At 66.7% G+C, this 12138-nt stretch carries 8 protein-coding genes; all 8 read right to left on the bottom strand.

Translation table 11 applies throughout. The features are described 5' to 3' along the window. Nucleotides 1-36: 36 nt before the first annotated feature. Nucleotides 37-108, bottom strand: coding sequence for a pyrroloquinoline quinone precursor peptide PqqA (pqqA, locus tag LOY33_RS09315; protein WP_020289857.1), 72 nt, complete (start codon nucleotides 106-108; stop codon nucleotides 37-39). A 109-nt stretch (nucleotides 109-217) separates the two neighbouring features. Continuing rightward, nucleotides 218-1738: an aldehyde dehydrogenase family protein gene (locus LOY33_RS09310; protein ID WP_123752225.1), complete on the bottom strand. Its 1521-nt coding sequence runs from the start codon at nucleotides 1736-1738 to the stop codon at nucleotides 218-220. 130 nt (nucleotides 1739-1868) lie between these two features. Beyond that, a complete protein-coding gene (locus LOY33_RS09305) occupies nucleotides 1869-6446 on the bottom strand; it encodes a hypothetical protein (RefSeq protein WP_258662486.1) in 4578 nt (1525 codons plus the stop codon). A gap of 72 nt (nucleotides 6447-6518) precedes the next feature. Further along, nucleotides 6519-7292: an enoyl-CoA hydratase gene (locus LOY33_RS09300; RefSeq protein WP_043860114.1), complete on the bottom strand. Its 774-nt coding sequence runs from the start codon at nucleotides 7290-7292 to the stop codon at nucleotides 6519-6521. A gap of 14 nt (nucleotides 7293-7306) precedes the next feature. Then, on the bottom strand, nucleotides 7307-8434 hold the full coding sequence (locus LOY33_RS09295) for an acyl-CoA dehydrogenase (protein WP_043860115.1): 1128 nt from the start codon (nucleotides 8432-8434) through the stop codon (nucleotides 7307-7309). An 8-nt stretch (nucleotides 8435-8442) separates the two neighbouring features. After that, the gene (locus LOY33_RS09290) at nucleotides 8443-9636 is read right to left on the bottom strand and encodes an acetyl-CoA C-acyltransferase (RefSeq protein WP_058541898.1); all 1194 of its coding nucleotides are present in this window, start codon (nucleotides 9634-9636) and stop codon (nucleotides 8443-8445) included. 14 nt (nucleotides 9637-9650) lie between these two features. Further along, entirely contained in the window at nucleotides 9651-10418 is a 768-nt protein-coding gene (locus LOY33_RS09285; RefSeq protein ID WP_058541897.1) for an SDR family NAD(P)-dependent oxidoreductase, read from the bottom strand. A 9-nt stretch (nucleotides 10419-10427) separates the two neighbouring features. Continuing rightward, nucleotides 10428-12080: an AMP-binding protein gene (locus LOY33_RS09280; RefSeq protein ID WP_258662484.1), complete on the bottom strand. Its 1653-nt coding sequence runs from the start codon at nucleotides 12078-12080 to the stop codon at nucleotides 10428-10430. Nucleotides 12081-12138: the final 58 nt, after the last annotated feature.

Raw genomic sequence — 12138 nt, 5'->3', positions numbered from 1 at the left:
CAGCGCCGGTGCCTTGGGGCACCGGCGCAAGAGGGATCAACGGCTGGCGAAGTACATGGTCACTTCAAAGCCGATACGCAGATCAGTGAACGCGGGTTTTTTCCACATAGGTCCATCCTCTTCTGGCACCACAGGATTGCGGTGCGTCTATTAATACACCGTTGCCGGCGCAGGTCGAATGCTACTTTGGAACAGATTTTCCCACAGCCATCGGGCGTCAGAAGAAGCCCAGCGGATTGATGTCGTAGCTCACCAGCAGGTTCTTGGTCTGCTGGTAGTGGTCGAGCATCATCTTGTGGGTTTCACGACCCACGCCGGACTTCTTGTACCCGCCGAACGCGGCGTGCGCCGGGTACAGGTGGTAGCAGTTGGTCCACACGCGCCCGGCCTTGATGCCACGGCCCATGCGGTAGGCACGGTTGATGTCGCGGGTCCACAGCCCGGCGCCCAGGCCGAACTCGGTGTCGTTGGCGATTGCCAGGGCCTCGGCCTCGTCCTTGAAGGTGGTCACGCCCACCACCGGGCCGAAGATCTCTTCCTGGAACACGCGCATCTTGTTGTGGCCCTTGAGCAGGGTCGGCTGGATGTAGTAGCCGCTCGACAGGTCGCCGGCCAGGCGCTCGCTGGCGCCACCGGTCAGTACCTGCGCGCCCTCTTCGCGGGCGATGTCCAGGTACGAGAGGATCTTGTCGTACTGCTGCTCGGACGCCTGGGCGCCAACCATGGTTTCGGTGTCCAGCGGGTTGCCACGCTTGATCTGGGCGATCTTCTTCATCACCACGGCCATGAACGGCTCGTAGATCGATTCCTGTATCACCGCACGCGATGGGCAGGTGCACACTTCGCCCTGGTTGAAGAACGCCAGCACCAGACCTTCGGCGGCCTTCTCGATGAAACTCGGCTCGGCCTGCATGATGTCTTCGAAGAAGATGTTCGGCGACTTGCCGCCCAGTTCCACGGTGCTGGGGATGATGTTCTCGGCAGCGCACTTCATGATGTGCGAGCCCACCGGGGTGGAACCGGTGAAGGCGATCTTGGCGATGCGCTTGCTGGTGGCCAGCGCTTCACCGGCCTCGCGTCCGAAGCCCTGCACGATGTTGAGCACGCCCGGCGGCAGCAGGTCGCCCACCAGCTCGGCGAACACGGTGATCGACAGTGGGGTCTGTTCAGCCGGCTTGAGCACCACGCAGTTGCCGGCGGCCAGGGCCGGGGCGAGCTTCCAGGCGGCCATCAGCAGCGGGAAGTTCCATGGAATGATCTGCCCGACCACGCCCAGCGGTTCATGGAAGTGGTAGGCGGCGGTGTTTTCGTTGATCTCGGCGGCGCTGCCTTCCTGGGCACGGATGCAGCCGGCGAAGTAACGGAAATGATCGGCGGCCAGCGGCACGTCGGCATTCAGGGTTTCGCGAATGGCCTTGCCGTTGTCCCAGGTTTCGGCAATGGCCAGCACTTCGAGGTTCTGCTCGATACGGTCGGCAATCTTGAGCAGGATGCGCGAGCGGTCCTGCACGCTGGTACGGCCCCAGGCATCGGCAGCGGCATGGGCGGCGTCCAGGGCGCGCTCGACGTCTTCGGCGCTGGAACGTGGAAATTCGGCGATGACCTGGGCGTTCACCGGCGAGCTGTTGGTGAAGTACTGGCCGTTCAGCGGGGCAACGAACTCGCCGCCGATGTAGTTGCCGTAACGCGGTTTGAAGTTGACAAGGGCGCCTTCGGTGCCGGGAGCTGCATAGATCATGTTCGGGCCTCTGTTGATCCGGGCCTGTCATGACGACAGGCGGTGTACGGATCTTAGGCAGCCCGGGGCGGCTGACGAATCGCCCTTTGGCAGAGGACAACTCGTCATTTGGTAGTAGGCGCGGGCGCCGCTACAGGTCCAGGAACAGCGCCCGGGCCGAGCGGCTGTCGATCTGGCTGCGGTAGATCTGGATCACGCGCTCATTGTCGGCGTCTGCCGGCAACTGGTACTGCCCCCCCTCGAACCGCTGTGCGGCGGTTTTCAGATGCGCCGCGGTGTACAGCCCAGGCTCTGCGTCCAGGGTCGCGTAATGAAAGTGCGCCACCCACAGCAACTGCCCCGCCTTGTCGTGGATTTCGTACTCCTGAAGGAAATCCTGGGCATGACCCTTGCGTTTTCGCGTGGGCTTGCGCGGCTGGAGCCTGTGCAGGCTGACCTCGCCCTGGGCCTTGAGGTAGGCCACCCGACTGACCGTCGGCAACTGTGCCAGGGTCATCTGCACACGCAGACGCCGCCCTTCATCACGCAGGTGCTTGGCCTGCTCGAGCAGGGCCTTGGCTTGCAGCGCCGCATCCTGGCCGGCAGCAGACCGGTCGGTGTCGTTGCCGGCAGTCAATGCCTGTTCGATCTGCCGGGCCAGCTCGTCAAGCGGGCGCGCCTGCTGCGTCAGGATTTCTTCCATCTCCACCGGAAGCATGGCGGTCCTGGCCTGGGCGACGGCGCGCCTGAGCTGCTGCGTCGAGTCGTTCAGCAACCGCGTGGAGCGCTCCAGCAAGCCCGGCAACTGCGCCTGGGTGGCGCGCGCAGGTGCTGGGCGGGGGCGCTCCACCGGCTGCCAGATACCGGCCTCGGCGGTTTCCTCGTAGCGGGCCAGCTCGCGCTGTTCCACCGGGTCGATCACCACCACCACGTCGCTGTCGGCCCCGGCCAGCCGACGCTGCTGCCCCACCACCACGCCGCGGTTGCGGGTGCGTATCAACGTGCGCGAGCGGCTGCCTGAGGCCGGTGGCGCCGAAGGTTGGCGTGGCAGGTCGCGAATCAGCCCGGCCAGTCGCTTCTGGGCAGCATCATGCAGGGCCTGCAGCACCTGCTGGTACTCCTCCACCTGTGCCGCCCCCTGCAAAACCGCGCTGGAGGCCTTGTACAGCTGGGTGCCCTGCAGTGCACTGGCATAGTGGCGCACACTGCTGTCGAGCATCTGCACCCGTTCCTGATCGGTGAACGCCCCGCCCATCTCGAGCTCCAGCTGCAAGCCCAATCGGGCAGACAACACCGTCTCGTAGATACCCTCGCCTCCGGCGTGCCCGCGGTCTGCCTGCAGCACCAACACCCCCAGCATGTTGATCTGGGACGAACGCCAGGCCTGGACTGCCAGCTCTTCACCGCGCATCGCCTCGATCCTGCTTGCCTGGGCCGGGCCGCCGGGCAGGATCTGGCGCAGCTGCCCGGTCAGGCGATCGAGGGCCTGATAGCAGTCGATGATCTGCTCGGTCAGGGTCTTGGCCCCTTCGAGCAGCACCACCAATTGCCGATAGGTGGGCGAAGTGCCTTCCAGCACCAGTTCGCGCAGACGGTCCTGACCCTGGCCGCCGCGAAGGTTGTTTATGCCGTCCTTGTTATGCATGAACAGGCTTCGCAAGGCGTACAGCAACTGCACGGTAATGCTGGACTCCTCGAACAGGTAGTTGCCCTGCTGGGCGCGAAAGTTTGCCAGGGTTTTAAGCTGGTTCAGTTGCGCATGGCTTTCCCGCGCCTTGGCCAGCCCCTGCCCGTGCCGTCGCAGATCATCCACATAGCGCTGCAATCGCTCGGCCGAGGGCTGCGGCTCCTGTTTCACCACCTCGTCCAGATCGCGCTTGAGCTGCAAGGCGCTGGCCTGGCGCACCGGCTGGTAGTCGTCCAGTTCCTTCTGCAGAACCTCCACGCGAGCCTGGTTGGCCAGGCGCAACTGCTGGATGCGCCGATTCAGCGGCATGCCGCCACGCAAGCGCAAGCCCAGGTCGAACTGCCAGCTGCCATCGGCGGCGTGCCGCAGCCAGGGCCCGGGACGCTGTTGCGCGTCGCGGATTCGCAGGCCGGCATCCTCCTCCACCACGGGGTAGACCTGCCCGCTGACACCCACCCACAGACGGTCCTCATGCAGGTACAACCCCTGCCAGGGCCCGTGGCTGATCGGTGCTCCCAGCCCCTCGCGGCCCTGCACGCGCTGCAGGGGCACCAGGCGCGCGCGCTGTTCGCCGTTCAGTCGGTCCGCCGCCGCTGCCCAGCTGAAATCCAGGCTGTCCAGCGCCTGGCCCGAGGGCGAAGCAAGGGCATGGCCGAACTCGGGCTCCAGCACCTGGGCCAGCGGCGACTCGCCCCTCTGCGCAGGGGTTGAGAGCTTGAGCCGGGTGGTGTCGGTCCTGCTCGCCAGCAACGTCAGCGCCAGGTTGAACAACCATTCCGCCAGCTGCCCGTCACCCTCGCTCTGGTGTTGCTGCAAGGTATCGCGCAGGCCTGCCGTCAGTTGCACAAGCCAGCCGGCCACCGCAACCGGGCCATTGCACAGTGGCAACAGCGTGTTGAACATCAGCCAGCCCAGTTCGGCATAGGCCGCCCAGCGCTGTTCGCTGGATGACTGCGAGCCGGCCCGGGCGCGGGCCACCAGTTCCTGGGCGCAGCTACGGTACAGATGCACCAGCGGGTCGCCATCGATCAGCGCGTCGCTGAACGACGCCGGGGCCGGCACCTGAAGGGGAGCGAAGTCCGAGCCGGGCAGAAAGCGCACCGTATGCGGCTGCTCCAGCCCGCCACGCGCGTACACCGGCTGTGCCTTGGCAGGCAGCCGCTTCAGCAGATCGTCGTGCAGCGCGCCAGGCTCGCACAACCGCTCGAACAGGGCCTGGCGCGAGCTGAACTCCTGCAGCGGCTCGCGGTGCAGTGGGCGATACAGCAGGCACGGCCCCTGGCGCGGGTCGCGGCCCTCGACCAGGTACGCATTGAGCGCGACATCGGGGTGTGCACCCGCCTCGCGCAACAGGCCCAACGGACGCAGCACCGCGTCGGTTTCCTCGCCACGGCACAGTGCCGTGACCCGCCGGGCACTCAGTGCACTAACCCCTTCGCGTTGACGCAGGCAATACTCCAGCACCAGCATCGGCAGTTGTTCGCGCAACTGATCGACGAACAGCTGCTGGCGACTGGCCGACTGCACAGGGTCATCCAGCAGGCTGTGCTGCAACAGGTCCGGGTAGGTCTGGCCCACGTCCAGGCGGGTGACCTGGGCCTTGATGAATGCAAGATCCAGCCATGTCGGCAGCACTGCGCCGCTGCGGCTGCGCAAGGTGACGCTGCCTGCCCTGAGCAGCCCCAGGTTGCCCACCGCCAGTTGGGCCAGGTTCAGCGTCACCTCGCGAATGCTGCCCGCCGGGGCAAAATCCCCCCCACTGCCGCCGGCGCCGGCAATCACCTGGCGGTTGACCAGCTCGACATCCTCCAGCTCGGCACGGGTAAAGCCCGGGTGCCCGGCATGCACCGCCGCCTGCCACTGGGCCCAGGCGTACTCCGGCATGCCGGGCAGGTCATGCAGGAACGACTGCCCGCCACTGCGCTGCTGCGCCCGCGCCAGGCGCACCAGCATCTCGGTGTACTGCAGGCGCGGCGCCTCGTCAGCGTCGCGCAACCACGTCGGCAACAGCCCGCGCAGGCTGGCCAGGGTCTGGCGCTCGCTCACATCGCACACCTGCACCAGCGAGGTGGCTTCGTCCAGGCGCGCGACCAGCGTCTGCACCGGGTCGACCTGCGAATCGAGAGGTGCGGCGGCGATGGCATCGATCAGGCGCAATTGCTGTTCGAACAACAACCGCGCCTGGGCCTGGAAAATCGACAGTTCGGTCTGGTACAGGTTGAGCTTGAAGGTGCCCGAAGCCTGCGCGCCCCAGCCCCTGGCCAATGCCTCCAGCAGTGCCTGGCGCGAATCGAAGCGATACAGCCCACCCGCCAGGGTGTAGAGCACCACGACAGTGCGCAACTGGCCGAGCACCTGGCGCTCGATCAGCACCGCGCTGGCCAGTTCAGGGTCCAGCCCGCCACCGGGTTCGGCATCCAGGCACAGCAGCGACACGCGTACATCCGCGCCGTTGCCGAACTGCGCGCGCTGCGTCGCCCGTGGATAGATGCCGACCATCGTCGCCGTGGCCAGCTCCAGCCCGTCCAGCACGCCAGCCCCTCGGGCCAGTTCGCAGGCGCTGGAAAAACGGCTTTTGAGGTAATCGGCCAGCCAGTCCCAGCGCGCGGTCTGGCCCGGCTCGGCCTGGCCCCAGTAACGGCTGAGCACACGCTTGTATTCATCGAGCAGCAACGGCCCGCATTCATTGAGCAGGGTTTCGACCGCGTGCAGGTCGACATCGGCGGCCTGCGGATACTCGGCGCCGCGCTGCAGGGTGAGGTAGTCCAGCCCGCTGGCCAGGTTGAGGCAGGTGCGTTCGCAATAGCGCCGTATCAGGGCATCGGCCAGCGAATCGAGCCGCGCGCCCTGCCCCGGCCGCCCCCTGACCAGGGTCAAGGCCGATGGCGCCGGGCCCTTGATCCCGCGCACCTGCCATTGCTGCGCGCACACCTGCGCAGCCACGGCGTGCAACGAGGGCCGGGTGACCATCTGGCGGCCGATGGGGCCGCACAGCGAAGCGTGTGTGGCCAACTGCCCGAAAAGCGTATCTGCTGCATCCATGATGCGACTTCCTTGTGAGTAAAGAAGCCGCAGTACAGCGTCACGCCCTGCCGGGCAGGTGGTAGATGTTGCTCAGCGGTCCTTGAACTGAGCCTCGCGCTTGGCGATGAACGCCGCCATGCCTTCCTTCTGGTCTTCGGTGGCAAACGCGGCATGGAACACCCGGCGCTCGAAGCGCACGCCTTCGGACAGGCTCACCTCGAAAGCACGGTTGATGCTCTCCTTGACCATCATCGCCACCGGCACCGACTTGCTGGCGATCTGTGCCGCCACCTTGAGGGCCTCCTCGAGCAGCTGCTCCTTGGGCACGATACGCGCCACCACGCCGGCACGCTCGGCCTCCTCGGCCCCCATCATGCGCCCGCTCAGGCACAGCTCCATGGCCTTGGCCTTGCCCACCGCGCGGGTCAGGCGCTGGGTGCCGCCCATGCCCGGCAACACGCCCAGGTTGATTTCAGGCTGACCGAACTTGGCATTGTCGGCGGCCAGGATGAAGTCGCACATCAGTGCCAGCTCGCAACCACCGCCCAGGGCGAAGCCGGACACCGCGGCGATGATCGGCTTGCGGCGGTTGGCGATGCGGTCGCTGTCGCTGAACAGGTCGTCGATGTAGATCTGCGGGTAGCTCAGCTCGGCCATTTCCTTGATATCGGCACCGGCGGCGAAGGCTTTCTCCGAACCGGTCAGCACCACGCAGCCGATGTTCGGGTCGGCTTCGAGCTGGTCCAGCGCCTGGTTCAGCTCGCGCACGATCTGCGCGTTGAGGGCGTTGAGCGCCTGGGGCCGGTTGAGGGTGATCAGGCCGACCTTGCCACGGATGTCCAACAGAATGGTTTCGAAACTCATGCAAGCTGCTCCCTTCAAAGATTGCGCGCAATGACCATGCGCTGAATGTCGCTGGTGCCTTCGTAGATCTGGCAAACCCGCACGTCACGGTAGATCCGCTCCAGCGGGAAGTCGCTCAGATAGCCATAACCGCCCAGGGTCTGCAAGGCATCGGAACAGACCTTTTCGGCCATTTCCGAAGCAAACAGCTTGGCCATCGAGGCTTCCACCAGCGCCGGGCGCCCGGCATCACGCAAGGCGGCGGCATGATGCACCATCTGCCGGGCCACGGCGATGCGCGTGGCCATGTCGGCCAGGCGAAACGCCACCGCCTGGTGTTCGATCAGGGGCTTGCCGAAGCTCTCGCGTTCGCGCGCATAGTCACGTGCCACCTCGAACGCGGCCCGCGCCATGCCCACCGATTGCGCGGCAATACCGATGCGCCCGCCCTCCAGGTTGGCCAGGGCGATCCGGTACCCCTCGCCCTCCTCGCCCAGGCGATTGGCCAGCGGCACACGCACGTTCTCGAAGACGATCTGGCAGGTATCGGAGGCATGCTGGCCGAGCTTGTCCTCCACCCGCGCCACCTGGTAGCCAGGCGAGTCGGTGGGCACGATAAAGGCACTGATGCCGCGCTTGCCGGCTGCCGGGTCAGTCACCGCGAACACGATCACCACGCCGGCATTCTGCCCCGAGGTGATGAACTGCTTGCAGCCGTTGAGCACATAGTGATCGCCCTCGAGGCGCGCACGGGTTTTCAGGCTGCTGGCATCGGAGCCCGCCTGGGGCTCGGTCAGGGCAAAGGCACCGAGCATCGCGCCCGTGGCCAGCGGCGTCAGAAACTGCTGCTTCTGCTGCTCGCTGCCGAACTTGAGGATCGGCACGCAGCCCACCGAGTTGTGCACGCTCATGATGGTCGAGCAGGCACCATCGCCGGCGGCGATTTCCTCCAGGGCCATGGCGTAGGCGACATAGCCGGTGTCGCTGCCGCCCCACTGCTCCGGCACCAGCATGCCGAACAGGCCCAGCTCGGCCATCTGCTCGATAGCCTCCCGCGGGAAGCGGTGCTCGCGGTCCCACTGCTCGGCAAACGGCCGCAGGCGCTCCTGGGCAAACTGGCGAACGGCGTCGCTGATCTGCTGTTGTTCATCGTTGACTAGCATGGTGCACCTCAGTCCAGACACTCGACAGCCATGGCCGTGGCTTCGCCACCGCCGATGCAGATGGCCGCGATGCCGCGGCGCAGGCCCTTCTGGCGCAGCGCGGCAAGCAGGGTCACCAGAATACGCGCGCCCGATGCGCCGATGGGGTGGCCCAGGGCGCAGGCGCCGCCGTGGATGTTGACCTTGTCGTGGGGCAGGTCCAGCTGCTTCATCGCCGCCAGGGTGACCACCGCGAACGCCTCGTTGATTTCGAACAGGTCGACCTCGGCCAGGCTCCAGCCGGTGCGCTTGAGCAGCGCATCGATGGCGCCGATCGGCGCGGTGGGGAACAGTGCAGGCTCGTCGGCGAACGCCGCATGCCCGTGGATCACCGCCAGTGGCTTGAGGCCGCGCTGCTCGGCCTGGGACCTGCGCATCAGCACCAGCGCCGCCGCACCGTCGGAAATCGAGCTGGAGTTGGCTGCCGTGACCGTACCGCCTTCGCGAAACGCCGGCCTGAGCTGCGCGATCTTGTCCAGGCGGGCCTTGGGCGGCTGTTCGTCGTGGCTGACCAGGCGGGTCTGCCTGCCCTCGGTCACCTCCACCGGTACGATCTCGGCGGCAAAGCTGCCGTTCTCGATCGCCTGTTGCGCACGGGTCAGCGAGGCAATCGCAAAGTCGTCCTGAGCCTGGCGGCTGAAGCCCTGGGCCTGGGCGCAGTCCTCGGCAAAGGTGCCCATCAGGCGACCCTTGTCGTAGGCATCTTCCAGGCCGTCGAAAAACATGTGGTCGATGACCTTGCCGTGCCCCATGCGGTAGCCGCTGCGCGCCTTGTCCAGCAGGTACGGGGCGTTGGACATGCTCTCCATGCCGCCGGCCACCACCACCTCGGCGGTACCGGCCAGCAGCAGGTCATGGGCCATGATCGCGGCTTGCATGCCCGAGCCGCACATCTTGTTCAGGGTGGTGCAGGTGGTGCCCTTGTCCAGGCCGGCCCCCAGGGCCGCCTGGCGTGCCGGGGCCTGGCCGAGACCGGCCGGCAGCACGCAGCCGAACAGCACCTGGTCGACGCTGTCGGCAGCCACGCCCGCACGCTCGACGGCTGCGCGAATGGCGGCAGCGCCCAGTTGCGGTGCAGTCAGGCTTTTGAGATCGCCCTGCAGGCCGCCCATGGGCGTGCGCACGGCGCTGACGATTACGATGGGATCATGGGACATGCTCATGCGGTTCTCCTGAATTACTTGGCAGCCATGCGCAAGGCACCGTCGAGGCGGATCACCTCGCCGTTGAGCATGCTGTTTTCAATGATGTGACGCGCCAGCGCCGCGTACTCCTGCGGGCGGCCCAGACGCGGCGGGAACGGCACGCCGGCCGCCAGCGAGTCGCGTACTTCCTGGGTCATGCCGGCCATCATCGGGGTTTCGAAGATGCCCGGCGCGATGGTCATCACGCGGATACCGAAGCGCGCCAGTTCGCGGGCGGCCGGCAGGGTCAGGCTGGCAATCGCGCCCTTGGAGGCAGCGTAGGCCGCCTGGCCGATCTGCCCGTCATAGGCGGCGATGGAGGCGGTATTGATGATCACCCCGCGCTCGCCGTCGGCGTCGGCACCGCCTTCGGCCATGGCCGCTGCCACCAGGCGCAGCAGGTTGAAGCTGCCGATCAGGTTGACGTTGATCACCCGGCTGAAGCTGTCCAGGCCGTGCGGCCCCTGCCTGCCCAATACCTTCTCGGCGCCGACGATGCCGGCACAGTTGACCAGCCCGTGGAGGCTGCCAAAGGCGCTGACGGCCGCGTCCACGGCGGCCTTGGCCGGGGCCTCCTGACTGATGTCGGCCACGGCGAAACGGGCCTTGTCACCCAGGGCTTGCGCCTTGGCTGCAACGGCCTCGGCGTTAAGGTCCACCAGCATCACCTGGGCACCGGCGCCGATCAGCATCTCGGCGGTGGCGGCGCCCAGCCCGGAGGCGGCGCCGCTGACGATGAAGTTCTTGTTGGCAATCTGCATAAGGGGTCCTCAGGCGCTGGCGACGGGCGCCGGCGCGGTGTGTTGTTTGGCTATTTCCTGATTGCGCAGGATGAAACGCTGCAGCTTGCCGCTCGGGGTCTTGGGCAGCTCGCCGACAAATTCGATTTCGCGCGGGTAGGCATGTGCATAAAGGCGCTGGCGCACATGCTGGCGCAGTTTTTCGGCCAGCTCCGGCGTGCCCTCCACGCCGCTGGCCAGCACCACGAACGCCTTGATCAGTTCGGTGCGCTCCGGGTCCGGCTTGCCGACCACGGCGGCCTCGATCACCGCCGGATGCTCGATCAGCGCGCTTTCCACATCGAAGGGCCCGACCCGGTACCCGGAGGTGGTGATCACGTCGTCGCTGCGCCCGACAAAGCTGATGCTGCCGTCCTGGTTCAGCTCCACCGTGTCGCCGCTGAGGTAGTACTTGCCGACGAAGGCCTTGGTCTGCACCCCGTGGTAGCCACCGAACCAGCACAGCGGTGACTGCTCGCGGTCCACCGCGAGGATGCCGGGCTGGCCGGGCGGCAGTTCGCGCTGCTGTTCATCAAGCACAACGATGCGATGACCCGGGATGGCAAAGCCGGCCGAGCCCAGGTGCACCGGGTGACGCAGGCCGTGGTGGTTGCACAGCACCATGCCCAGTTCGGTCTGGCCATAGTGATCGTGGATGGGCACCTGCAGGTGTTCGGCGAACCAGCGGATCACTTCCGGGTTGAGCGGTTCGCCGGCGCTGCTGACCACCCGCAGGCGGCCCTTGATCGGCTCGGCGAAGGCCTGGCCGGCAGCGATCAGCATGCGATAGGCCGTGGGCGACCCGGCCAGGTTGGTGATGGCGTACTTGTCGATCACCCGGCAGGTACTTTCGACACTGAACGGGCCGTCGAAGAAGGTGGTGGCCTGGCCCAGCGCCAGCGGCCCGGTGACGGCGTAGTACAGGCCGTAGGCCCAGCCGGGGTCGGCCAGGTTCCAGAAGTTGTCTTCGGGGCGCAGGTCGATGGCGTCGCGCATGTAGCCCTGAAACGCCACGATGGCCCGCAACGGCACCTCCAGCGGCTTGGCCGGGCCGGTGGTGCCGGAGGTGAACATCAGCAGGAAGGGGGCCTCCCCGGACAACAGCACAGGCGCGCAGTCGGCGCTGGCAGCGTCCAGGGCAGTGTGAAAATCCAGGTCGCCGCTGCCGGCCTGGGCATCGACGGTAATGATCCGCGCACAGCCCTCGACCTCGTCGAGCTTCGGGCGGTTGGTGCGGTCGGTGACCACCACGCGGGCGCCGGAACTGTGCAGGCGGTGCTCGATGGCCTTGGGCCCGAAGGCAGTGAACAGCGGCTGGTAGACTGCCCCCAGGCGCCAGGTGGCGAGCACCGTGACCAGCAGCTCGACGGTGCGCGGCAGCAGCCCCGCCACCCGGTCGCCCGGCCCCACGCCCTGCGCCTTGAGCACATTGGCCAGGCGTGCGGCGCGCTGCTGCAGGTCGGCAAAGGTGTACTGCGCGCAGGCCCCGTCGTGGCGCTCCCAGTACAAGGCCACGCCGCCCTCGGCGGCGTGCCGGTCGCAACACTCGACGCAGGCGTTGAGCGCACCCAGGTTGCCCGCCAGCACGGCATCGGCAGTGTGCAGGTAATCGAAAGCACGCTGCGCGTCGTGGTAATCACGCATTGCCAGACTCCTCGTTTCTTATTGTTGGAATAGAACGAATGATCTGACGATAGTCGCG

The sequence above is a fragment of the Pseudomonas sp. B21-036 genome (genome assembly GCF_024748925.1).
In the GTDB taxonomy this organism is placed as follows: domain Bacteria; phylum Pseudomonadota; class Gammaproteobacteria; order Pseudomonadales; family Pseudomonadaceae; genus Aquipseudomonas; species Aquipseudomonas palmensis.
The sequence above is the reverse complement of the archived record's forward strand: the minus strand, read 5'-3'. Positions and strand labels throughout refer to the sequence as shown.